A 21,010-nucleotide genomic window follows, 5' to 3' on the forward strand; every position below is an offset into this window, starting at 1 on the left:
ACATCCTCCCTGCCGAGGGACCACAGGTAATTTAGCAGGCAACCGGCGTACCGCAAGCGCCGCCGCGCGCTTTGTCGGGGGGAGCCTCGCCGGAACCTGGTTAATCATCGGTTAAAGCATTGAAACGGCTGAAATCGCGGCAAATTCTCCGTGTCGATTCATCGGCCCGCGGCCAGCGCCGCGGCGACGAAAGACCCGGCCGCGAGCGCCTTCTCGTCGCGCCCGAAGCGCGAGATCGTCTGCACGCCCACGGGACGCCCGTCCGCCGCCCTGCAGCCGGGGACGGCGACGCAGGGGTCGCCCGTGAGCGTCCACAGCCGGTTGAAGGCGGAGGAGCCCGTCGCGCCGAGCCCGTGCGGCGCCGGGCCGGGGGCGGCGGGCGTGAGGATCGCGTCGACGTCCGCGAAGAGCGCGCGGCCGGCTTCGCGGGCGCGGTGCACGGTGCGACGGGCCTCGTCGTAGTGCGCGGCGTCGATGGATTGCACCTCGTCGAGGAGGTCGCGCAGGAGCGGAGGCAGGGCGTCGCGGTGCGTATCCCATTCGAAGGCCAGCGCCTGCGCCGCCTCGAAGCCCTGGATCGTGCCGTGGAGCCGCCAGGCCTCGGCGTAGAGCGGGGGCGCCTCGAGATGCACGACACGCGCACCCGCGCTCTCGGCGGCGCGAGCGGCCTCGTCGAGCGCCGCGGCGGCCTCGGGCTCGGGATCGCCGGCGAAGTCCTGCGTGAGCACGCCGAGGCGCAGGCCCGCGAAGGTCTCGAGCGGATCGCCGTCGGGCAGGGCGAGATGCGGGCGGCGCGCCAGGGCGGCGAGCGCGTGGGCGACGTCGGGCACCGTGGCGCCGAAGAGGCCGACCGTGTCGAGCGTCCAGGAGAAGCACTTCACGCCGACGGTCGGCAGCAGCCGCGCGGAGGGCTTGATCGCGGCGACGCCGCAGAAGGCGGCGGGGCGGATCACCGAGCCGCCGGTCTGCGTGCCCAGCGCGAGCGGCAGCATGCCGGCCGCGACGGCGGCGGCGGAGCCGGAGGACGAGCCCCCCGGCGTGCAGCCCGGCGCCGCCGGATTCCGGGTCTGCGTCGGGTCGAGATAGGCGAAGGCCGTCGTCGTGGTCTTGGCGAGCGGGATGGCGCCCGCGCGCCGCGCCATGGCGACGACGGCGGCGTCGGCGCGGGGGACGTTGCCCTCGTAGAGCGGCGAGCCCATGGCGGTGGGCATGCCGGCGACGTCGATGATGTCCTTCACGCCGAGGGGAATGCCCGCGAGCGGCCCGGCACGCGTCCCTGCGGTCGCCGCGGCGTCGAGGTGGACGAGGGCGCCGATCTCGGGCTCCCGGGCGGCGATCGCCGCACGGCAGAGGTCGAGGGCGCCCTGCGGGGAGAGGTCGCCGGCGTCGATCCGGCGCAGGAGTGCGAGCGAGGAGAGCATTGTGGCGGGGTCCCCGGTGTGTGACGCGGAACCCTAGCACGCGCTCGGCGGGAGCGCGCGCCGGCGCGGGCGCAAGACCGGATGAGGCGACGTGCCCGGATGAGGCGACCTGCCCCGATGAGGCGACCTGCCCGCGCCGGCGGACGACGCTCTCCCCGGATTCGGCGGGCGCGGCACTTCAACGGCGCGAGGGGCGTGCCTATGTGAAGGATCGTTCACTTCTGGAGACCGACATGAACGCCAGCACCTTCAACCCGTCGGATCTTCTGCGTCGCTTCAAGACCTGGGAGATCGTGGCGATCGTCGCCGGCCTCGTGGTGTACTGGCCGATCGGCGTCGCCTTCCTCGCCTGGAAGCTGTGGAAGCTCCGGGACGAGGGCGCCTTCGACTGGCCGTCCTTCGAGGGGCGTTTCGACTTCACCGTCGGCGGCTCGGGCAACGAGGCGTTCGATGCCTACAAGCGCGAGCAGCTCGCCCGCCTGGAGGAGGAGCGCCGCCGGCTCGACGAGGAGCAGCGGGAGTTCGCGCGCTTTCTCGACGAGCTCAAGCGCACCCGCGACCGCGAGACCTTCGACCGCTTCATGGCCGAGCGCCGCAAGGCGAACGGCGCGTGAGCCGCGAGGCGTGACGCTTCCGCGCACTGGGGCGACCCGGCGCGCGCCCGCGCCGCGCGTCTCGAATCGGGGCGCCGGCGGCCGCGCGTGCTCAACGCTCCCTTAACGCGGCGAGCGGCATTCTCCGGGAATGTCGCGTCGCGTTTCGACCGGTCTCCTCGCCGCCTCCCTCGTCCTCGCGCTCTCGGGCTGCGGGTGGTTCGAGTTCGAGGAGCGCGAGGCATGGCGCTCCGAGGCCGAGGTCGCCTGCTTCGCCCGCCAGGAGGTGCGCCCGACCGCCTACATGTCCCAGCGCCCGCGGCTCGACGGCCCCGGCACCTGCGGCATCGACAAGCCCTTCGAGATCACCGCGCTGCTCGACGGGCAGGTGCGGCTGAAGCAGGAGGCGACGCTCGGCTGCCCCGTCACGGCGGCGACGGAGCGCTGGCTCGAGGAGATCGTCCAGCCGGCGGCGCTGCTCTATCTCGGCGCACCGGTCGTCGAACTCGATTCCGGCTCCTACGCCTGCCGCACCCGCAACAACCGCCGCGGCGCGAGGCTCTCCGAGCACGCCTTCGGCAACGCCGTCGACGTCATGTCCTTCACGCTGGCGGACGGGCGGCGGATCTCGGTGAGCAGCGGCTGGCGCGGCGCGCCGGAGGAGCAGGGCTTCCTGCGCGAGGCGTTCGTCGGCGCCTGCGGGCCTTTCACGACCGTTCTCGGCCCCGGCTCGGACTCGCAGCACGAGGACCATTTCCATCTCGATCTCGCGCGCCACGACGCGCGTGGGGAGCGGCGCTATTGCCGGCCGCAGATCGAGTTCGACTCGCGGCTCGACGACCCGCAGCCGCTGATCGGGGCGAGCCTTCCGGGCGTCTCGCGGGCCTACGCGCCGTCCGCCGCGGTGCCGGCCGCGATGGCGCCCGTCGTCTCCCCCGCGCCGCTGCCGGGACTGCCGAGCCTGCCGCCGCTCGGTGCGCGGTCGACGGGTGCGATCGGCGCGCCGCTCGTCCCGCCCGCGCCCGTCGGCGGCGTGTACTGACCCGGACCCTCAGTCGCGGGCCTCTCCCGGCGCATCCTGGTAGGTCAGCGGCAGGAGCTGCTGGAAGCGGGCGCGAACCACGTCGTAGCACTCGCAGGAGGTCTCGTGCAGGCCCGGCAGGTCGACGCATTCGATGAGGCCGCGGCGATAACGGATCAGGCCCTGGTTCTGCAGCGCCCGCGCGGCGGCGGTGACGGTGGTGCGCTGGACGCCGAGCATCTCGGCCACCGCTTCCTGCGTGAGCGGGATGACGTCCGACCCCGTGCGGTCGCGGCAGGTGAGGAGCCACCGGCAGAAGCGCTGCTCCACCGAGTGGAGCGCGTTGCAGGCGACGGTCTGGAGCACCTGCGAGAGCAGCGCCTCGGTGTAGCGGTCCACGAGGTCGCGCAGGGCCGCGCTGCGCTCGAGCGCGGCGCGGTAGCGCGCGACCTCGATGCGGCGGGCGCGGCCGGGGATCTGGACGACGCCGCGCGTCGCCGCCTGGCGCGTTCCCGAGCCCGTGATCAGGCCCACCGCGCCCTCGCGGCCGATCGTGCCGGCCTCGACGCTGGAGCCGTCGCGCATGAGGGTGACGAGCGAGACGACCCCGCTCTGCGGGAAGTAGACGTGCTCGATCGCGTCCAAGGCATCGAACAGCACATCGCCGCGCAGGAGCGCCGCGGGCGCAAGATGCGGCCTGAGGAGCTCGAAGTCCTCGGGTGGCAGGGCCTTCAGCAGCCTGTTCTCGTCGTCTCGGAGCCGCAGTACGGAGCGCATCGGTTCGTGTCCTCGGAATTGTCCGGGCGCTCCGCCGACACCGGCGCCGCGCCCGCCCCCCTGGTTCTTGCGGTCGTCGCAGCCATCGCCTCGCGTCACTCCGTGACCGCGCGGCGGGTGGACCCTCCGTCAGTCACAACCAGATTTGCAAGCGCGTCTGTCATCTAGACGACTATTAGCGGGTGTATACCGCCTCTTTCCATGCAAAATTTCCGAAGCTGTCTCCATTGTGCCGGAGGGAGCTGCGTCACGCCAGGGTCGACATCCCCCGGTCGCGCAAAAGTCCTCCGGTCCCACGAAAATGCTTGACAGCGTCACGTTGAACAGCTAAGAATTGAGCACGGTCGATGAATGCGTTCGTCGCCGCTCGACCGCGCTCCAGGCGCCTCGGATGCAACCGAGGCGCTTTTTTCATGAGCATCCGGCTGGCGACCGGCCCCGGGATGCCGGGGTTCGCTCGGGCAGGTGGTCTGAAACTTAGGATTGCGAAATGGCCGCGGGCGGACGCACGACCAGGGGCGCCGGCGGGCCGGATGCCGCCTGCCTCGCGGCGGGCCTGCGCCGGTTCGTCGTGGAGCGGCTCGAGCTCTTCGCGTGCTCCGAGGAGCGCCACGACCCGAAGACGACCGCCCGCGCGATCGGCGACCTCACCCGCTGCCTCAGGGAGCTCGTGGCGCTGGAGCGGGCGCTCGGTGCCCGCGGCGGGGCGAGCGGGGAGAACGACGATGACGACGGGCGGGAGGGCGGCTTCGAGGGGGACGCGGCGGCGCTGGTCGCCGGAGCGCCACCTCGACTGGCTGACCTCGTTGCGGGGGAGGTTGAGCGCCTGCACGCGCCCGAGCGACCGCGAGAGGATCTGGACGGATTATAGCCCGCGGCTTCGGCGCTACGTCGAGGGGAGCCGGCGCGCGCCGGGCTGGGCGCTCGCCGCGCGGGACGACCAGCTGCCGCCCGCGGCGGCGCGGGACGGGTCGGACTGGACGATCTGGCTGGTGCTCGGCGGGCGCGGCGCGGGCAAGACCCGCACCGGCGCGGAATGGGTGCGCGGGATGGTGCTCGGCGCCCCGTGGCTGACCCGGCGCGGGATCGGCCGGGTCGCGCTCGTGGGCGAGACCTTCGCCGACGTGCGCGACGTCATGATCGACGGCCCGTCGGGGCTGCTCGCCATCCATCCCAAGCGCGAGCGCCCGATCTGGACGGCGACGCGCCGGAGGCTGGAATGGCCGTCCACCGGCGCGGTGGCACTCGCCTTCTCCGCGGAGGATCCGGAATCCCTGCGCGGCCCGCAGTTCGAGGCGGCCTGGGCGGACGAGCTCGGCAAGTGGCGCCACGCGGACGCGACCTGGGATCAATTGCAGTTCGGCCTGAGGCTCGGCGAGCGGCCGCGGGAGGTGGTGACGACGACGCCCCGCACGATCCCGCTCGTGCGCCGCCTCGTCGGCGACCCGCGGGTGGCGCTCAGCCGCGCCTCGACGGACGCGAACCGGGCGAACCTCGCGCCCTCCTTCCTGCAGGCGGTGGTGGACCGCTACGCGGGCACGCGGCTCGGGCGCCAGGAGCTCGACGGCGAGCTGATCGAGGATCGCGCCGACGCCCTTTGGACGCGCGCCGGGATCGAGGCCGCGCGGGAGGATCGCGCGCCGGCGCTCAGGCGGATCGCGGTGGCGATCGACCCGCCGGCGACGTCGCGCAGGGGCGCGGACGCCTGCGGCATCGTCGCGGCGGGGATCGACGCGCAGGGCGTGTGCCACGTGCTCGCCGACGAGAGCGGGCCGGGCATGCGGCCGGAGGCCTGGGCGTCGCGGGCGACGATGCTCTACCGGCGGCTCGAGGCGGACGCCCTCGTCGTCGAGGTCAACCAGGGCGGCGAGATGGCCGCTGCCGTGATCCGCGAGGTCGACCCGGGTTGCGCCATCGTCTCGGTGCGGGCGACCCGCGGCAAGCACATGCGCGCCGAGCCCGTGGCGGTGCTCTACGCGCAGGGCCGGGTGCGGCACGCGGGTGCGTTTCCGGCGCTCGAGGACGAGATGGCCGACTTCGGGCCGGAAGGCCTCTCCGGCGGGCGCTCGCCCGACCGGCTCGACGCGCTGGTCTGGGCGATCACGCATCTGGCACTCGGCCCGAAGCCGGCGAGCCCGCGCGTGCGGATCGTTTGAACCGCTCTCCCGGATGGGAGAAGGGAGCAAGGAGATCTCCTCATGAAAGCGCTCATCCAGGCCCTGGCGCGGCTCGCCGCGCCGGGGCAGAAGGCGTCGCGCGTCGGGGCGGCGGTGGCGTTCTATCACGGCGGGCGCCCGGTCTGGACGCCGCGGGACTACGCCGCCTTCGCCCGCGAGGGCTACCAGCGCAATGCCGTCGTGCATCGCTGCGTGCGGCTCCTCGCCGAGGCGGCGGCGTCGCTGCCGCTGACCCTCGTCGACGGCGGGCGGGAGCGGCGCGCGCATCCGCTCGTCGACCTCCTGCGCCGGCCCAACCCCCGCGAGGACGGCGGGCGCTTCTTCGAGAGCGTCTACGGGCACCTGCTCGTGTCCGGGAACGCCTATGTCGAGGCCGTCGCGATCGACGGCGCGCCGCGCGAGCTCTACGCGCTGCGGCCGGACCGGATGCGCGTCGTGCCCGGCGCGGACGGCTGGCCGATCGCCTGGGACTACCAGGTCGGCGCGCGCACGGTGCGGTTCGCGCAGGGCGCCGAGGCGATCGCGCCCATCCTGCACCTGAGCTTCTTCCACCCGACCGACGACCATTACGGCCTCTCGTCGATGGAGGCGGCGGCGGGTGCGCTGGACATCCACAACGCGGCCTCCGCCTGGAACAAGGCGCTCCTCGACAACGCGGCGCGCCCGTCGGGCGCGCTGGTGTTCAGCGGGGACGCGAACGTCTCGGACCAGATCTTCTCCAAGCTCAAGGCCGAGCTCGAGGAGACCTACCAGGGTGCGCGCAACGCCGGGCGGCCGATGCTGCTCGAGGGCGGGCTCGACTGGAAGCCGCTCTCGCTCTCGCCCAAGGAGATGGACTTCGTCGAGGCCAAGGCCGGCGCGGCGCGCGAGATCGCGCTCGCCTTCGGCGTGCCGCCGCTGCTGCTCGGCCTGCCCGGCGACGCGACGCATGCGAACTACGCGGAAGCCAACCGCGCCTTCTACCGGCAGACCGTGATCCCGCTCGCCAAGCGCACGGCGCAGGCGCTGGCCTCGTGGCTGTCGCCCGGCTTCGGCGCCGACCTCGTGCTCGAGCCCGATCTCGACGCGATCGAGGCGCTCTCGGAGGAGCGGGAATCGCTGTGGCGGCGGGTCTCGGCGGCGGGATTCCTCACAGACGACGAGAAGCGCGAGGCCGTCGGCTACGGGCGGAGCGGATCGTGAGCATCGCGGCGACGACGCCTCCGCCCGCGATCGGCGTCCCGGACCTGCTCCAGCGGCTGCTGGCGGCGGTCGCCGAGCGCGGCGACCTCGCACATCTCGCGCTGCTCGCCTGGGCGCTCGCAGCCTCCTTCTTCGCGCTGCTCCTGCTGCGCGAATCCGCTTCGGCGAGCCGGCGCTTCGACGCCTTCGTGCGCGAGCTCGCCCGTTTCAACCGCCGTTTCTCGGGAGACGACAGATGACCAGGATCCTCAACGCCCTGGCGCGCCGCCCCGCGCCGCCCGACCCGGCGCGCGCGACGATGCGCGCCTTCGTGCGCACGCTCGCCCGCCTCGCCGCGCCGCGCACGGATGCGGGGCGGCCCGCGGCGGAGGCGGAGCGATGACGGCGCTCGCGTTCGTCAAGAGCGCCGGGAGGGGCGCGCCGGAGACGAAGCTCCTGCCGGCCAAGCCGGACGTCGTCGCCGAGAGCGGGATCTTCGAGGGCTATGCCAGCCTCTTCGGCGTGACCGACCTCGCCCGCGACGTCGTCCAGCCGGGCGCCTTCGGCAGGAGCCTCGCGAGCCGCGGCGCGCGGGGCGTGCGCATGCTCTGGCAGCACGATCCGGGAGAGCCGATCGGCACCTGGCTGAAGCTCGAGGAGGACGCCCGCGGGCTGCGCGTGCGCGGGCGCCTCAACCTCGCCGTCGGGCGGGCGCGGGAGATCCACGCGCTGATGCGCGAGGGCGCGATCGACGGGCTCTCGATCGGCTACCGCGTGACCAAGGCCGCCGCCGAGCCGGGGACCCGCCGGCGGCTGCTGCACGAGGTCGACCTGTGGGAGATCTCGATCGTCACCTTCCCCATGCTGCCCGCCGCGCGCGTCGCGGCGGTCAAGGCCGCGCCGCCCACGCTGGCGGAGACGATCCGCCGGGCGGCGAAGAAGCTGTTTCCCGCCGGCACGCCCGCCGCCGCGTGACGCTCCCGCCCCCTCGGGGCGGGGACGATCCGCGTCGGCGGATCAGGGGCGGGGTCCCGTCGTGCCGCCGGCGTGGGTGGCTTCGGCTGTCGCCGAATGCGCCTTCGGCGCACCCCCTCCGTCTCGTGGCCTTCGGCGCCGATCCACCTCCCCGATGGGGGAGGAGCGCCTTTCCCGCCTTCCCGGACACCACCTGCAAGGACATCCCACCATGAACGACACGCAAGATCCGTCCCTCGAGATCAAGTCCGCGGACGCGCAGGCCGCGTTCGCCGAGTTCGCGCGGGCCTTCGAGGCCTACAAGGAGGAGAACGACGGGCGGCTCGCCGCGCTCGAGACGCGCGGGCGGGTGGACGTCGTCGTCGACGAGAAGCTCGCGCGCATCGACGCCTTCCTCGACGAGCAGAAGGCGCGCTCGGACCGGCTCGCGCTCGCCCGGCAGCGCCCGCCGCTCGCGGGCAAGGACGAGGGGCGCGAGGACCCGCTCGCGAGCGAGCACAAGGCCGCCTTCGAGCTCTACGTCCGCTCCGGCGAGAGCGCGGGGCTCAAGCGGCTCGAGGAGAAGGCGCTGTCGGCGGGTTCGGGGCCGGACGGCGGCTACCTCGCGCCGCCGCAGGTCGAGCGCGAGGTGATCCGGCGGCTCGCGACGCTCTCGCCGATCCGCGCCATCGCGTCGAACCGCACGATCTCGGGCGGGCTCTACAAGATCGCCCACGCGACCTCGGGCGCCGCCTCCGGCTGGGTGGCGGAGACCGCCGCGCGCCCGCAGACGGACGGCCCCGGCCTGTCCGAGCTCTCCTTCCCGGCGATGGAGCTCTACGCCATGCCGGCGGCGACGCAGACGCTGCTCGACGATGCCATCGTCGACATCGACCAGTGGATCGCCGACGAGGTGGAGACCGCCTTCGCCGAGCAGGAGGGCGCCGCCTTCGTCGCCGGCGACGGGGTCGCCAAGCCGCGGGGCTTCCTCGACTACACGGCGGTCGCGGACGCCTCCTGGTCGTGGGGCAACCTCGGCTTCGTGGCGACCGGTGCGGCGGGCGCCTTCCCGGCCTCCGATCCGTCGGACGTGATGGTCGATCTCGTCTACGCGCTCAGGAGCGGCTACCGGCAGAACGCGTCCTTCGTGATGAACCGCAAGACGCAGGCCGTGGTGCGCAAGTTCAAGGACGCGCAGGGGCACTATCTCTGGCAGCCGCCGGCGGGGCCGGGCCAGGCCGCGAGCCTGATGGGCTTCCCCGTGGTGGAGGCGGAGGACATGCCCGACATCGCGGCCGGCGCCGACGCCATCGCCTTCGGCGACTTCAAGCGCGGCTACCTCGTCGTCGACCGCGCGGGGGTGCGCATCCTGCGCGACCCGTACTCCGCCAAGCCCTACGTGCTGTTCTACACGACGAAGCGCGTCGGCGGCGGGGTGCAGGACTTCGCCGCGCTCAAGCTCCTGCGCTTCGCGGCGTGACGTCAATCGGCGCCGAGAAGGGCGTCGCGGGCCGGCGGGGTGATGTCGAGGGGCTCCGCGGGTGCGGAGGGCACGGCGCGGTCGAGATCGCGCACCCGCGCCGCGATCCAGCGCACGTGGGGGGCGATCGGCGTGATCGCCGTGAGCCCCCCGCAGGCGGCCCCGCGCGCGCCGGCGAAGGCGCCCGACGACCAGGAGATGATCCCGTCGAGCCGGTAGGCGCCGGGCTCGCCCGAGAGCAGCGGGCCGCCGGAATCGCCCTGGCAGGCGCCGGCGCCCTCCTGCTCGCCGAGCCGCTCGGGATCGGCGGCCATCACCATGCGATTGCCGAGCCGCGCCTCGCCCATCACCACGACATAGGTGAAGCGCAGCGTCCGCGCCGTCGACTTGGCGCGGAAACGCGTCGTGCCGAAGCCGGCGATGGTCCCGTTCTGCCCGGCGCGCGGCATCTGCGCGGCGGTGACGTCGAAGGGGCGGAAGTCGGGCCCGAGCCGCCGGTCCAGCTTGAGCAGGGCGAGATCGACGCCGGGCTGCTCGCGCGGCGGGATGCCGGGCTGGAAGCTCGGGTGCAGCACGCTCGCGGAGACGCCGAGGTCGATGCGGCGAAAGCCGTAGTCGAGGGCGAAGATGCGGTAGTTCACCGGCTCGAGCACGCAATGGGCCGCGGTGAGCACGACGTCGTCGCGCACGAGGACGCCGGTGCACAGCTCGCCCTCGGAGCTCTCGATGCGCACGATGCTCTCGCGCAGGCCGTCGGTGGCGTCCGCCGCGCGGCCGCGGGTGATCGCCTCGGCCGGCGCCGCACCGACGAGCGCGGCCGCGATCGCCGTCGCGAGGGCGAGGAGCACGGCGAGAGGGCGAAGGCGGAGCGGCATGGCGGCACTGTGCGGTGCGGCATCGTCGGGCGCAAGCGCGGGAGACGACGGAGCGGGCCTCATCGCCAGGCGGCTCCGCGGCCCCAGCCGGCGAGCGTCGCGTCGATGAAGCCGCGCTGCGGGCCCACGAGCACACCCTGGCTGATGTCGCCGCATTCGGCGCCGTTCGTCCCGCGCGTCCAGGAGGTGACCGCGAGAACGGCATCGGCGCGGGCGATCGGCCCGCCGGAATCGCCGTGGCAGCCGCCGGCGTCGGCGCCCGCGAGCCAGACCAGGATCGAGGACGGACCGTAGGGCTCGACGACGGAGAGGCGCGCGCGCCGCAGCGTCCCGCCGGTCAGGCGCCCCGCCTCGCCCTCCTGCGCCACGCCGTAGCCGACGAGGTCGAGCGCCTCGCCGGCGCCGGCGTTCGCGCCGAGCAGTGTCGCGGGGCGGAAGGGGGACGGCAGCGGCGCGGCCAGGCGCACCAGCGCGAGGTCGATCGAGCGCCGGCGCGCGGCGATGGCGTCGGGGTCGTAGCCGGGATGGACCGCGATCGCCGCGATCGCGGCGAGGACCGGTGCGCCGGCGGGATCGCGCCAATGCGCGCGGTGGGCGTCCGCTTCGGTGACGCAATGGGCGGCGGTGAGGACCACGTCCGGCGCGAGGACGACGCCCGAGCAGGCCCCGCCGCTCGAGGACAGGATCATCAGGGTGGAGGCGGCGAGCGGCCCGGTCTCGGGCGCGCCGCCGACGACCGCGCGCGCCGGCGCGAGCGTCCCCGCCAGCAGGAGAAGGGCCGCCCCGAGAGCGGCCCCGACACGAGCAGACACAGACACAGACACCCGCACGGACAGCAGCTCCAGCCTTCGGAGGGCGGACATGACCCCCCTATACCTCGCCGGCCCCGCCGTCGAGCCCATCGGCGTGCCCGAGATGCGCGCCTTCCTGCGGCTCGAGCACGCGGACGAGGACGCGCTGTTCGGCGCGCTCCTGCGCGCGGCACGCCTCGTCGTGGAGGCGACGACCCGGCTCGTGGTGCTCGAGCAGTCCTGGCGCATCGCGCTCGCCCCCGTTCCCGAGGACGGCGTCGTGCGCCTGCCGCTCGCGCCGATCCTCGCGGTGACGGAGGTGCGCGCCTTCGACGCCGCGGACGTGGCGAGCGTCGTCCCGGCCTCCGACTGGCGGCTGGAGCGGCGCGCCGACCCGGTCCGGATCGTGCTCTCGGGCACGGCGCTGGAGGCGCGGGGCGGGCTCGAGATCGACCTCTCGGCGGGCTTCGGCGCGACCGCGGAGGCGGCGCCGGCGCCGCTGGTGCAGGCGATCCGGCTGCTCGCGGCGCACTGGTTCGAGAACCGGGGAGACGGGCCGCCGCAGACCGAGCGGGCCAGCCTGCCGCTCGACGTCGCCGCCCTCGTCGCGCCCTTTCGGCGCCTGCGGATGGGCTGAGCCGATGAGGACCGAACGAACCCGGATCGGCGCCCGAAGGCGCCTGTTCACCCTCGACCTGCCGCAGGAGACGCCCGACGGCTTCGGCGGCGTCGTGCGCAGCTTCCAGCCCGGGCCGCGCGTGTGGGGCGCGATCGAGGCGCTCGGCCTCGACGAGCGCGAGCGCGCCGGCCGGCCGGAGGAGGCCGTGACCCACCGCGTGCGGCTGCGCCACCGCGCCGATCTCGACGGCCGCATGCGCCTCACGCTCGGCGCGCGTCGCTTCGCCGTGCGCGCCGCCACCGACCCGGACGGGACGGGGCGCGAGACTGTCTGCCTGTGCGAGGAGATCAAGCCGTGAGCGCACCCGGGCCGATTCTCGCCCTGCGCACCGCGATTCTCGCGGCGCTCGCCGGCGACGCGACGCTCGCCGACCTGTTCGGCGGGACGATCCGCATCCACGACGAGCCGCCGCGGGGCGCCGAGCCGGTCTACGCGCTGTTCGGCCGGGTGATGGCCCGCGACGCCTCGAGCGAGGGCGTGCGGGCGCACGCCCAGGAGGCCGACATCGTGGTGTGGTCGCGCCCGGGCTCCGCGGCCGCGGGGCTCGCGGTCGCCGACCGGATCGCGACCCTCCTCGATGACGCGGACCTGACGCTTTCGGGGCATCGCCTGATCCGCCTGCGCGTGGCCGAGAGCGGGGCGACGCGCGACGCCGGCAGCGGCGCCGCGCGTGCCTGGCTGCGGCTCTCCGCGCTCACCGAAACCGTCATCTGATCGATACGAGCGGAGGAACACGAGACATGGCCGCGCAGAAGGGCAAGGACCTCCTCATCAAGATCGACGACGGCACCGGCGTCTTCGTGACGCTGGCGGGCCTGCGGGCCCGCCAGATCGCGCTCGGCGCCGACCTCGTCGACGTCACCAACGCGGAGAGCGCCGGGCGCTGGCGCGAGCTGCTGGCGGGCGCCGGCGTGCGCCGTGCGGCGCTCTCGGGCGCGGGCGTCTTCCGCGACCAGGCCTCGGATGCGCTGATGCGCACGGTGTTCTTCGCCGGCGAGATCCGCGCCTACGAGGCGATCATCCCCGACTTCGGCACGCTGACCGGCCCCTTCCAGATCGTCTCGCTCGAGTATCGCGGCGAGCATGCCGGTGAGGTGACCTTCGACGCGGCTTTCGAGTCGGCGGGCGAGATCGCCTTCGCGGCGCTCTGACCCGAGAAGCTCGCGGACGGGGAGGGGACGATGGCGAACGCACGACGCGGGGATGTTTCCGTCGTGATCGGCGGCGAGGTCCGCACGCTGCGGATCACGCTCGGCGCGCTGGCCGAGCTCGAGGACGCGCTCGCGGCCGAGGACCTCGGCGCGCTCGCGACGCGGCTGGCGGAGGGGCGCCTGCGGGCGCGCGACCTCGTCGCCATCCTCGGCGCGGCGCTGCGCGGAGGCGGGCACCCGCTCGCCGACGCGGATGTCGCGGCGCTGGCGCTGGAGGACGGGGTCGAGCCCGTCGCCCGGGCGGCGATGCAGGCGCTCGCGCGCGCCTTCGGGACCGACGCCGAAGGCAGCGGCGCCGAGGCCGGCGCAAACCCTCCGGCGGCGCGGGCGTGAGCGCGCCGCCCGCGCCGGCGTCGGCCCCAGCGCTGCCCGCACCGGCTTTTCCCTGGGACGAGGCGCTCGCCGCGGCGCTGGGCCCGCTCGGCTGGACGCCCGATACGTTCTGGCGGGCCACGCCGCGCGAGCTCGCCGCGGCGCTGTCCGGGCGCGGGCTCGGCGTCCGCGACGCGCCCACGCGCGCGACCCTCGCCGCCCTGATGGCGGCGCATCCCGACGGCTGACAGGAGAGAACGACGATGCTCCGCGACGACGACGGCTCCTTCGCGCGACCCCTGATCCCGCCCGAGCGGGCGCAGGAGATCGAGCGGCTGACGCGGCTGACCGAGCGGCTCGGCGCGAGCTTCACCGCGACCTTCACGCGCGGGGTCTCCGAGGGGCGGCGCTTCGACGAGATCCTGCGGCAGATGGGCCGCTCGCTGATCGACATCGGGCTCAAGGCCGCGCTCGCCCCGCTGCAGCAGACGCTCTCGCGGGGCGTCGCGGGCCTGCTCGGGGGGCTGTTCCACGGAGGCTTCGGCGGCGGGGGCGCAGGAGCGGGAGGGCTCGCCTTCCCGCCGCTGCCGCCGGTGCGGCCCTTCGCCAAGGGCGGGGTGGTCGCGGCGCCGACGTGGTTTCCGCTCTCGGGTGGGCTCGGCCTGATGGGCGAGCGGGGGGCCGAGGCGATCCTGCCGCTGGCGCGCGGCCCGGACGGGCGCCTCGGCGTCCGCGGCGGTGCGGGCGAGGGCGGAGCGCCGACGATCGTCGTCAACATCGAGACGCCGGACATCGAAGGCTTCCGGCGCTCGGAGGCGCAGGTCTCGGCGGCGCTCGCCCGCGCGGTGGCGCGCGGGCGGCGCGCCTCGTGACCGCTCAGGCCGCGGCGGAGCCGAGCATCGCGGCGATCTCGTCCTTCAGGGCGAGGCGCTTGCGGCGCAGGTCCTGCTCGACCTCGTCGGAGGTCGGCTCGACGCGGGTCTCGATGCGGTGAATCGCGCGGTTGAGCTCATGGTACTCGTCGGCGAGCCGGGCGAAGTGCGTGTTCGAGGTCTTCAGCGCGTGGATGCGCTCGGCGGCCTCGGGGAACTCCTCGGCGAGCTCGTGGGGGACATGGCTCATCGTGCTTCCTTCCTTCTCGGTTCGAGCGACCGCACGTGCGGCGCTCCTGGCCCGATCTGGCCCGAAACCGGGTTGCGGCGCTTTGCGGAAGGTCAATGAGGTCGCCTTCGAGGCTCATTCGCGGAGGAATCGATGGACGATTTCCACGAGGTTCGTTTCCCTCTCGACGTGGCGCTCGGCAGCCGCGGCGGGCCGACGCGGCGCACGGAGATCGTGACGCTGGCGTCCGGCCGCGAGCACCGCAACGCCCGCTGGGCGCATTCGCGCCGGCGCTTCGAGGCCGGGCTCGGGGTGCGCACGCTCGACGCGCTCGACGCGGTGATCGCCTTCTTCGAGGAGCGTCGCGGCAGGCTCGTCGGCTTTCGCCTGCACGACCGCACCGACTGGAAGAGCGGCAAGCCCTCCGCCGAGCCGTCGCCCGGCGACCAGGCGATCGGGGAGGGCGACGGGACACGCGTCGCCTTCCAGCTGGTGAAGACCTACGGCGGTGCGCACGCGCCCTACCTGCGCACCATCGCCAAGCCCGTCGCCGGCAGCGTGCTCGTCGCGGTGGACGGCACGACGCTGGCGGACGGGGTCGGCTTCACCTGCGACATCGCGACCGGCCTCGTCACCCTCGCGACGCCTCCGCCGCCCGGCGCCGCGGTCACCGCCGGCTACCGCTTCGACGTGCCGGTGCGCTTCGACACCGACGCGCTGGAGATCGACCTCCAGGCCTTCGCGGCCGGGGCGGTGCCGGAGATCCCGCTGCTGGAGATCCTGCCATAGGCCAGCTCGGGGTGAAGACGGCGGCGTCGGAGTGCCCGTCGTGCGCCTCGCCGGGCAGGGCGACGGTCCAGGCGATCGTGACATCGAGCTGCGGAGCCTCTCATCATGCGCACCATCCCACCCTCCCTCGCCGCCCGGCTGGGCGGCGGGGCGACGACGCTCGCGCGGTGCTGGCGCGTGACGCGGGCCGACGGCGTCGTCGCCGGCTTCACCGATCACGACCGCGATCTCCTTTTCGAGGGCACGACGTTCCGCGCCGCGACCGGGCTCGAGGCCGCCGAGGCCGCCTCCGAGCTCGGCTTCGCGGTGGGCGGCGGCGAGGTCGCCGGCGCCCTCGTCTCGGCGGGCCTGACGGAGGAGGATCTCCTCGCCGGTGTCTGGGACGACGCGCGTGTCGAGACCTTCCTCGTCGACTGGAGCGCGCCCGAGCACCGCATGCGGCTCGGCATCGGCGCCATCGGCGAGGTGCGCCGGGCCGACGGCGCCTTCGTGGCGGAGCTGCGCTCGCCGATGCACAGGCTCGACGAGGAGCGCGGGCGCCTGTTCCGGGCGAGCTGCTCGGCCGATCTCGGGGACGATCGCTGCCGCGCCGCGGCGCCGCCGGTGGCCGCCGTGGTCACCGCGAGCGACGGCGCGCTGTCCGTGACCGCGGCCGCGCTCGCGGGCTACGCGCCGGAGCATTTCGCCCTGGGGCGGCTCGTCTTCGGCTCGGGCGCCAATGCCGGCTTCGCCGTCGAGGTGCGGGCGCACCGGGTCGGGGGCGTGCTGGACCTGTGGCGGCGCGCGCCGCGCCCGATCGCGATCGGCGACGGCTTCACCGTGACGCCCGGCTGCGACAAGTCCTTCGAGACCTGCGGCGCCAAGTTCGGCAACACCGACAATTTCCGCGGCTTCCCGCACATGCCGGGCAACGACTTCGTCCTGCGCATGCCCCGGCAGGGCGAGCCGGGCCTCGACGGTGGGAGCCTTTTGCGATGAGCCCGGATCCGGCAGCGTGCGTCGTCGCCGAGGCCCGCGCCTGGATCGGCACGCCCTACGCGCACCAGGCCTCGCTGAAGGGGGTGGGCTGCGATTGCCTCGGCCTCTTGCGCGGCGTCTGGCGCGGGGTCGTCGGCCCCGAGCCGGAGCGCCCCGGCCCATACGCCCCGGACTGGGCGGAGGCCGGCGCGGGCGACGCCCTGATGCGAGCGGCGACCCGCTGGCTCGTGCCGGTGGAGGGCATCGCTGCGGGTCGCGTCCTCGTCTTCCGCTGGCGCGAGGGGCTGTGCGCCAAGCACTGTGCCATCGCCACCGGCCCCGACGCGATGATCCACGCCCACGACGGCGCCCGCGTCTGCGAGGTGACGATCCCGCCGTTCTGGCGGCGGAAGGTGGCGGGCGTGTTCGCGTTCCCCTCCCGCCCCCTCGGGGCGGGGACGATCCGCGCAGCGGATCAGGGGCGGGGTCCCGTGATCTGACGTGGGTGGTTTCGGCTGTCGCCGAAGCGCGCCTCACGGCGCACCCCCTCCGTCTCGTCGCCTTCGGCGCCGATCCACCTCCCCCAGGGGGGAGGAGCGCGCTTTGGAGATCCTTCATGGCCACCCTCGTTCTCCAGACCGCCGGCGCCGCCATCGGCGGGATGGTCGGCGGGCCGTTCGGCGCGATGGTCGGGCGGGCGCTCGGCGGGCTCGCCGGGGCGGCGATCGACGGCGCGATCCTGTCCTCGCTCGAGGGCGAGAGCACGCGTACCGTCGTCGGCCCGCGGCTCACCGAGGTGCCCGGCCTCGCCTCCACCGAGGGCGCGCCGATCCCGCGGGTCTACGGCCGGGCGCGGATCGGCGGCCAGGTGATCTGGGCGACGCGGCTCGAGGAGGAGACGCGGGTGACCGTGCGCCGCGAGCCGCGGCGCGGCGGCAAATCCTCCGGCGGGGGCGGGGGCGCGACGACGCGGGAGGTGACCTACGCCTACTACGCCAACCTGGCGGTCGGCCTGTGCGAGGGCCCGATCGCCTTCGTGCGGCGCGTCTTCGCCGACGGGCGCGAGATCGATCTCGCGACCATCACGATGCGCGTCTATCGGGGCGACGAGGCGCAGGCGCCCGATCCGCTGATCGTGGCCAAGGAGGGCGCGGCGCCGGCCTATCGCGGCCTCGCCTACGTCGTCTTCGAGCGCCTGCCGCTCGAGCCCTTCGGCAACCGCATCCCGCAGCTCGCCTTCGAGGTGGTGCGCGGCGGCAATGCGCTCGGCGAGGCGATCCGGGCCGTGTGCCTGATCCCCGGCGCGACCGAGTTCGGCTACGAGCCCGCCCCCGTGCGCCAGGCGCTCGGCCTGGGCGAGACGAAGCCCGACAACCGCCACCAGCTGCAGGCGACGAGCGACGTCCTCGCCTCCCTCGACCAGCTCCAGGCCCTGTGCCCCAACCTCGCCCACGTCTTCCTCGTGGTCAGCTGGTTCGGCGACGACCTGCGGGTGGGGGCCTGCACCATTGCGCCGCGGGTGGAGATCCCATCGAAGGACACGGAGGAGACGCCCTGGGCCGTCGCGGGCCTGACGCGGTCGGTTGCGCGGGTCGTCTCGACCGCGGGCGGCCTGCCGGCCTACGGCGGCACCCCGTCGGACGCGAGCGTGGTGCGCCTCGTGCGCCTCCTGAAGGACCGCGGCCTCTCCGTGACGCTCTACCCGTTCCAGATGATGGACGTCCCCGCGGGCAACGCTCTGCCGGATCCGCATACCGGCGCGATCGGCCAGCCGCCCTATCCCTGGCGCGGGCGCATCACCTGCGATCCCGCCCCCGGCCGGCCGGGCTCGCCGGACGGGACGAGCCTCGCCGCGGCGCAGGTCGCGGCCTTCTTCGGCACGACGCAGCCGGTGCACGTCGCGCCCGCCGGCGACGGGGTGATCCATACCGGGCCCGACGAGTGGAGCTTCCGCCGACAGATCCTGCACTACGCCGCGCTGGCGCAGGCCGCGGGCGGCGTCGACGCCATCGTCATTGGAACGGAGCTGCCGGCGCTCACCCGCGTGCGATCCGGCCCGGGCAGCTACCCGGCCGTCGACGCGCTGTGCGCGCTGGCGGCGGACGTGCGCACGATCGTCGGACCCGGTACGAAGATCACCTACGCCGCCGACTGGACCGAGTACGGCGCCCATGTGCGCGACGGCGGGGCGGAGGTGCGCTTTCCCCTCGACCCGCTCTGGGCCCACCCGGCCATCGATGCGATCGGCATCGACTGGTACCCGCCGATCTCCGACTGGCGCGACGACGCCGTGCACCTCGACCAGGCCGAGGCCGCGGGCGGGCTCGATCCGGACTATCTGCACCGCCGCCTCGGCGCGGGCGAGGGCTTCGACTGGTCCTACGCCGACGCCGCCGCCCGGGCGGCGCAGGCGCGCACGCCGATCGTCGACGCACTCGGCGAGGCCTTCGCCTTCCGGCCGAAGGACCTCGTCGGCTGGTGGTCGAGCCCGCATCGCGAGCGCGTCGGCGGCGCGCCGGCGGGCCAGACCGCCTTCGTGCCGGGCGCGAAGCCGATCTGGCTCACCGAGATCGGCGTGCCCGCCGTCGACAAGGGGCCGAACGGGCCCAACGTGTTTCCCGATCCGAAGTCGTCGGAGAGCGCCTTCCCGCCCTTCTCCTCGGGTGCGCGCGACGATCTCGCCCAGGCGCGCGGCGTCGGCGCGATCCTGCGCCGCTTCGACCCGCGCGTGCCCGGCCACGAGCCGGTGCACAACCCGCCCTCGCCGATCACCGGCGCGGCCATGCTCGACCCGGACCGGATGGCAGTGTGGGCCTTCGACGCGCGGCCCTTCCCGGCCTTCCCCGATCTCGCGGGCGTCTGGTCGGACGGGGTGAACCACGAGACCGGGCACTGGCTCAACGGCCGGCTCGAGGGCCTGCCGCTGGACGAGCTGATCCGCCGCGTGCTCGCCGATCTCGGCGTCGACCTCCCCGTCGCGACCGATTGCGACGGCTTCGTCGACGGATTCGTGCTCGACCGGCCGATGTCGGCGCGCGAGGCGCTGGAGCCGCTGCTGCGGCTCTTCGGCGTCGACGCGGTGGAGCGCGACGGCAGGCTCGCCTTCGTCGGGCGCGGCGTGCGCGCGGTCGCGACGATCGCGGCCGACGAGCGGGTGGAGGAGGGCGAGGGCGCGCTCGAGCGGCGCGCCCGCGCCCAGGAGACCGATCTTCCCGCGGAGGTCGAGCTCGCCTTCACCGATGCCGCCGGCGGCTATCGGCGCGCGGCGGTGGCCTCGCGCCGGCTCGCCGGCGGCAGCCGGCGGCTCGCGCGGGTGGAGACCGCCGCGGTGCTGCGCCGGGCACAGGCGCGCGGGCTCGCCGACGTGATGCTGCAGGACGCCTGGTCCGGCCGCGAGAGCCTGACCCTCGCCGTCTCCCCGCGCCGGATCGATCTCGAGCCCGGGGACGTGATCGCCCCGCCCGGCGGCGGCCTCTATCGCATCGGCCGCATCGTCGACGCCGCCGCGCGGCGAATCGAGGCGCGGGCCGTCGAGCCGACGCTGTACGCAGCGCCCGCGCCGAAGGGAGCGGTCGTCGCCCGCGCGGCGCCGGCGACGTTCGGGCGGCCCTTCGTGCTCGTGCTCGATCTCCCCGCGGCGCTCGGTGATCCGACGGTGCTCTCCTTCGCCGCAATCCACGCCCGGCCCTGGCCCGGCGCCATGGCGATCTGGCGCTCCGGCGACGGCGCGTCCTTCGAGCCGTTCGACGTGGCCTCGGCGCCGGCGCAGGTCGGCGAGACGCTGTCGCCACTCGCGCCGGGGCCGCTCTGGCGCATCGACCGGGCGGGCGTCGTCGACGTCCGGCTGGCGATGGGCGCCGTGACGAGCGTCAGCGACGGCGCACTGTTCGAGGGCGCCAACCGCTTCTGCCTGCGCGGGCCGGACGGGACGCTCGAGATCGTCGGCGTCGGCACGGCGGAGCTGATCGGCGAGCGCACCTACCGGCTCGGGCGCCTCCTGCGCGGCCTCGCCGGCTCCGAGCCGGCGGCGGCGCTCGGCCTTCCGGCGGGGAGCGCGCTGGTGCGGCTCGACGAGACGCTGGTGCCGCTCGCGCGCGCCGCCGGCGACCTCGGCCGCACCTGGCGCTGGCGCATCGGCCCCGCCGATCGCGACCACGCGGACGCCGCCGTCGTCGAGATCGTCGCCACGGCAGGACCCGCGGCCCTGCTGCCGCTGGCGCCGGTCCATGCGTCGGCGCGGCGCACGGGGGAGGGGGTCGTCCTCGCCTGGGTGCGCCGCTCGCGCCTCGACGCCGACGCCTGGGACCCGGTCGACCCGCCGCTCGGGGAGGCCGCCGAGGCCTATCGCATCGAGATCCTGTCGGCGGGCGGGGCGGTGGTGCGCGCGCTCTCCGCGACGTCCCCGCAGGTGGTCTACCCCGCCGCCGACGAGCTCGCCGACCACGGGATGCCGCAGGCGACGCTCGCCGTGCGCATCGCCCAGGAGAGCGCCCTCGTCGGCCCGGGCGCACCGCTCGCCGCGACGCTCGCCGTGCTCTGACGCTCCCGCCCCCTCGGGGCGGGGACGGCGAGCGGAGCGAGCCAGGGGCGGGGTCCCGCGGCTCGACCTCGGCGGTGTGTTCGGCTCCGCCGAAGCGCGCCTTCGGCGCACCCCCTCCGTCTCGTCGGCTCCGCCGCCGATCCACCTCCCCCGATGGGGGAGGACCTCATG

General features: G+C 74.7%; 25 protein-coding genes. 20 read left to right on the forward strand and 5 right to left on the reverse strand.

All coding sequences use genetic code 11. From position 1 onward, the window contains the following. Positions 1–158: 158 nt before the first annotated feature. A complete protein-coding gene (locus G407_RS0109610) occupies positions 159–1,421 on the reverse strand; it encodes an amidase (protein ID WP_029030643.1) in 1,263 nt (420 codons plus the stop codon). Positions 1,422–1,654: 233 nt separating this feature from the next. On the opposite strand from G407_RS0109610, the gene G407_RS26775 reads away from it, so the two are divergent. Then, positions 1,655–2,035, forward strand: coding sequence for a DUF2852 domain-containing protein (locus tag G407_RS26775; protein ID WP_052341160.1), 381 nt, complete (start codon positions 1,655–1,657; stop codon positions 2,033–2,035). 130 nt (positions 2,036–2,165) lie between these two features. Then, the gene (locus tag G407_RS26780) at positions 2,166–3,056 is read left to right on the forward strand and encodes an extensin-like domain-containing protein (protein WP_052341161.1); all 891 of its coding nucleotides are present in this window, start codon (positions 2,166–2,168) and stop codon (positions 3,054–3,056) included. Positions 3,057–3,065: 9 nt separating this feature from the next. Here the strand turns inward: G407_RS26780 and G407_RS0109625 are convergent, their stop codons facing one another. Continuing rightward, positions 3,066–3,812 carry a Crp/Fnr family transcriptional regulator gene (locus G407_RS0109625; protein WP_029030644.1) on the reverse strand — a complete coding sequence of 249 codons (747 nt, stop codon included), beginning with the start codon at positions 3,810–3,812 and terminating at the stop codon, positions 3,066–3,068. A 490-nt stretch (positions 3,813–4,302) separates the two neighbouring features. Between G407_RS0109625 and G407_RS32525 the strand changes: the two genes are divergently transcribed. From G407_RS32525 to G407_RS0109660, 7 genes are all read left to right on the forward strand, one after another. Beyond that, positions 4,303–4,683: a hypothetical protein gene (locus G407_RS32525; RefSeq protein ID WP_029030645.1), complete on the forward strand. Its 381-nt coding sequence runs from the start codon at positions 4,303–4,305 to the stop codon at positions 4,681–4,683. Further along, the gene (locus tag G407_RS26785; protein ID WP_483414507.1) at positions 4,631–5,968 is read left to right on the forward strand and encodes a DNA-packaging protein; all 1,338 of its coding nucleotides are present in this window, start codon (positions 4,631–4,633) and stop codon (positions 5,966–5,968) included. Before G407_RS32525 ends, G407_RS26785 begins: the two co-directional genes overlap by 53 nt. Before the next feature lie 42 nt (positions 5,969–6,010). Then, on the forward strand, positions 6,011–7,171 hold the full coding sequence (locus G407_RS0109640) for a phage portal protein (RefSeq protein ID WP_029030646.1): 1,161 nt from the start codon (positions 6,011–6,013) through the stop codon (positions 7,169–7,171). After that, on the forward strand, positions 7,168–7,410 hold the full coding sequence (locus tag G407_RS0109645) for a hypothetical protein (protein WP_342418134.1): 243 nt from the start codon (positions 7,168–7,170) through the stop codon (positions 7,408–7,410). Before G407_RS0109640 ends, G407_RS0109645 begins: the two co-directional genes overlap by 4 nt. After that, positions 7,407–7,553: a hypothetical protein gene (locus G407_RS31690; RefSeq protein WP_156917537.1), complete on the forward strand. Its 147-nt coding sequence runs from the start codon at positions 7,407–7,409 to the stop codon at positions 7,551–7,553. Before G407_RS0109645 ends, G407_RS31690 begins: the two co-directional genes overlap by 4 nt. After that, positions 7,550–8,125, forward strand: coding sequence for an HK97 family phage prohead protease (locus tag G407_RS0109655; RefSeq protein WP_029030648.1), 576 nt, complete (start codon positions 7,550–7,552; stop codon positions 8,123–8,125). Before G407_RS31690 ends, G407_RS0109655 begins: the two co-directional genes overlap by 4 nt. Before the next feature lie 211 nt (positions 8,126–8,336). Continuing rightward, a complete protein-coding gene (locus G407_RS0109660) occupies positions 8,337–9,584 on the forward strand; it encodes a phage major capsid protein (RefSeq protein ID WP_029030649.1) in 1,248 nt (415 codons plus the stop codon). Between the two features lie 2 nt (positions 9,585–9,586). Here G407_RS0109660 and G407_RS26790 read toward each other — a convergent pair whose 3' ends face one another. Next, positions 9,587–10,459 carry a S1 family peptidase gene (locus tag G407_RS26790; protein WP_052341162.1) on the reverse strand — a complete coding sequence of 291 codons (873 nt, stop codon included), beginning with the start codon at positions 10,457–10,459 and terminating at the stop codon, positions 9,587–9,589. A 59-nt stretch (positions 10,460–10,518) separates the two neighbouring features. Further along, positions 10,519–11,322: a trypsin-like serine protease gene (locus tag G407_RS0109670; protein ID WP_084327426.1), complete on the reverse strand. Its 804-nt coding sequence runs from the start codon at positions 11,320–11,322 to the stop codon at positions 10,519–10,521. Here G407_RS0109670 and G407_RS0109675 point away from each other — a divergent pair. From G407_RS0109675 to G407_RS0109705, 7 genes are read left to right on the forward strand one after another with little or no spacing between them, the layout of a single operon-like run. Beyond that, positions 11,321–11,887: a head-tail connector protein gene (locus G407_RS0109675; protein WP_029030651.1), complete on the forward strand. Its 567-nt coding sequence runs from the start codon at positions 11,321–11,323 to the stop codon at positions 11,885–11,887. The two genes, G407_RS0109670 and G407_RS0109675, sit on opposite strands and share 2 nt — an antisense overlap. Before the next feature lie 4 nt (positions 11,888–11,891). Next, positions 11,892–12,227, forward strand: a complete 336-nt coding sequence (locus tag G407_RS0109680; RefSeq protein ID WP_029030652.1) for a phage head closure protein — start codon at positions 11,892–11,894, stop codon at positions 12,225–12,227. After that, positions 12,224–12,643 (forward strand): DUF3168 domain-containing protein, encoded by a 420-nt coding sequence (locus G407_RS0109685; RefSeq protein ID WP_029030653.1) that lies wholly within the window; start codon positions 12,224–12,226, stop codon positions 12,641–12,643. Before G407_RS0109680 ends, G407_RS0109685 begins: the two co-directional genes overlap by 4 nt. A 26-nt stretch (positions 12,644–12,669) precedes the next feature. Then, positions 12,670–13,080, forward strand: coding sequence for a phage major tail protein, TP901-1 family (locus G407_RS0109690; protein WP_029030654.1), 411 nt, complete (start codon positions 12,670–12,672; stop codon positions 13,078–13,080). A 30-nt stretch (positions 13,081–13,110) separates the two neighbouring features. Continuing rightward, positions 13,111–13,473: a gene transfer agent family protein gene (locus tag G407_RS26795; RefSeq protein ID WP_043539393.1), complete on the forward strand. Its 363-nt coding sequence runs from the start codon at positions 13,111–13,113 to the stop codon at positions 13,471–13,473. Then, the gene (locus G407_RS0109700; protein WP_043539394.1) at positions 13,470–13,700 is read left to right on the forward strand and encodes a phage tail assembly chaperone; all 231 of its coding nucleotides are present in this window, start codon (positions 13,470–13,472) and stop codon (positions 13,698–13,700) included. The genes G407_RS26795 and G407_RS0109700 overlap by 4 nt, the downstream gene beginning before the upstream one ends. A gap of 15 nt (positions 13,701–13,715) precedes the next feature. Next, on the forward strand, positions 13,716–14,324 hold the full coding sequence (locus G407_RS0109705; protein WP_052341163.1) for a phage tail tape measure protein: 609 nt from the start codon (positions 13,716–13,718) through the stop codon (positions 14,322–14,324). A gap of 4 nt (positions 14,325–14,328) precedes the next feature. Here the strand turns inward: G407_RS0109705 and G407_RS0109710 are convergent, their stop codons facing one another. Continuing rightward, the gene (locus G407_RS0109710) at positions 14,329–14,574 is read right to left on the reverse strand and encodes an HP1242/YdcH family protein (RefSeq protein ID WP_029030657.1); all 246 of its coding nucleotides are present in this window, start codon (positions 14,572–14,574) and stop codon (positions 14,329–14,331) included. Between the two features lie 132 nt (positions 14,575–14,706). Here G407_RS0109710 and G407_RS0109715 point away from each other — a divergent pair, with 132 nt between their 5' ends. The 4 genes from G407_RS0109715 (at position 14,707) to G407_RS0109730 (ending at position 20,839) form a co-directional block, all read left to right on the forward strand. Further along, the gene (locus G407_RS0109715; RefSeq protein ID WP_029030658.1) at positions 14,707–15,342 is read left to right on the forward strand and encodes a DUF2460 domain-containing protein; all 636 of its coding nucleotides are present in this window, start codon (positions 14,707–14,709) and stop codon (positions 15,340–15,342) included. A gap of 105 nt (positions 15,343–15,447) precedes the next feature. Then, entirely contained in the window at positions 15,448–16,320 is an 873-nt protein-coding gene (locus G407_RS0109720; RefSeq protein WP_029030659.1) for a DUF2163 domain-containing protein, read from the forward strand. Continuing rightward, a complete protein-coding gene (locus tag G407_RS26800; protein ID WP_084327427.1) occupies positions 16,317–16,799 on the forward strand; it encodes a C40 family peptidase in 483 nt (160 codons plus the stop codon). Before G407_RS0109720 ends, G407_RS26800 begins: the two co-directional genes overlap by 4 nt. 116 nt (positions 16,800–16,915) lie before the next feature. Continuing rightward, the gene (locus tag G407_RS0109730; RefSeq protein WP_029030660.1) at positions 16,916–20,839 is read left to right on the forward strand and encodes a baseplate multidomain protein megatron; all 3,924 of its coding nucleotides are present in this window, start codon (positions 16,916–16,918) and stop codon (positions 20,837–20,839) included. Positions 20,840–21,010 lie beyond the last annotated feature (171 nt).

It is taken from the genome of Salinarimonas rosea DSM 21201, from assembly GCF_000429045.1.
Classification (GTDB): domain Bacteria; phylum Pseudomonadota; class Alphaproteobacteria; order Rhizobiales; family Beijerinckiaceae; genus Salinarimonas; species Salinarimonas rosea.

Coding starts and splice junctions, on each gene's coding strand:
- G407_RS0109610 (WP_029030643.1), bottom strand. CDS start 1,421: ATGCTCTCCTCGCTCGCACTCCTGCGCCGGATCGACGCCGGCGACCTC.
- G407_RS26775 (WP_052341160.1), top strand. CDS start 1,655: ATGAACGCCAGCACCTTCAACCCGTCGGATCTTCTGCGTCGCTTCAAG.
- G407_RS26780 (WP_052341161.1), top strand. CDS start 2,166: ATGTCGCGTCGCGTTTCGACCGGTCTCCTCGCCGCCTCCCTCGTCCTC.
- G407_RS0109625 (WP_029030644.1), bottom strand. CDS start 3,812: ATGCGCTCCGTACTGCGGCTCCGAGACGACGAGAACAGGCTGCTGAAG.
- G407_RS32525 (WP_029030645.1), top strand. CDS start 4,303: ATGGCCGCGGGCGGACGCACGACCAGGGGCGCCGGCGGGCCGGATGCC.
- G407_RS0109640 (WP_029030646.1), top strand. CDS start 6,011: ATGAAAGCGCTCATCCAGGCCCTGGCGCGGCTCGCCGCGCCGGGGCAG.
- G407_RS31690 (WP_156917537.1), top strand. CDS start 7,407: ATGACCAGGATCCTCAACGCCCTGGCGCGCCGCCCCGCGCCGCCCGAC.
- G407_RS0109655 (WP_029030648.1), top strand. CDS start 7,550: ATGACGGCGCTCGCGTTCGTCAAGAGCGCCGGGAGGGGCGCGCCGGAG.
- G407_RS0109660 (WP_029030649.1), top strand. CDS start 8,337: ATGAACGACACGCAAGATCCGTCCCTCGAGATCAAGTCCGCGGACGCG.
- G407_RS26790 (WP_052341162.1), bottom strand. CDS start 10,459: ATGCCGCTCCGCCTTCGCCCTCTCGCCGTGCTCCTCGCCCTCGCGACG.
- G407_RS0109675 (WP_029030651.1), top strand. CDS start 11,321: ATGACCCCCCTATACCTCGCCGGCCCCGCCGTCGAGCCCATCGGCGTG.
- G407_RS0109670 (WP_084327426.1), bottom strand. CDS start 11,322: ATGTCCGCCCTCCGAAGGCTGGAGCTGCTGTCCGTGCGGGTGTCTGTG.
- G407_RS0109680 (WP_029030652.1), top strand. CDS start 11,892: ATGAGGACCGAACGAACCCGGATCGGCGCCCGAAGGCGCCTGTTCACC.
- G407_RS0109690 (WP_029030654.1), top strand. CDS start 12,670: ATGGCCGCGCAGAAGGGCAAGGACCTCCTCATCAAGATCGACGACGGC.
- G407_RS26795 (WP_043539393.1), top strand. CDS start 13,111: ATGGCGAACGCACGACGCGGGGATGTTTCCGTCGTGATCGGCGGCGAG.
- G407_RS0109705 (WP_052341163.1), top strand. CDS start 13,716: ATGCTCCGCGACGACGACGGCTCCTTCGCGCGACCCCTGATCCCGCCC.
- G407_RS0109710 (WP_029030657.1), bottom strand. CDS start 14,574: ATGAGCCATGTCCCCCACGAGCTCGCCGAGGAGTTCCCCGAGGCCGCC.
- G407_RS0109715 (WP_029030658.1), top strand. CDS start 14,707: ATGGACGATTTCCACGAGGTTCGTTTCCCTCTCGACGTGGCGCTCGGC.
- G407_RS0109720 (WP_029030659.1), top strand. CDS start 15,448: ATGCGCACCATCCCACCCTCCCTCGCCGCCCGGCTGGGCGGCGGGGCG.
- G407_RS26800 (WP_084327427.1), top strand. CDS start 16,317: ATGAGCCCGGATCCGGCAGCGTGCGTCGTCGCCGAGGCCCGCGCCTGG.
- G407_RS0109730 (WP_029030660.1), top strand. CDS start 16,916: ATGGCCACCCTCGTTCTCCAGACCGCCGGCGCCGCCATCGGCGGGATG.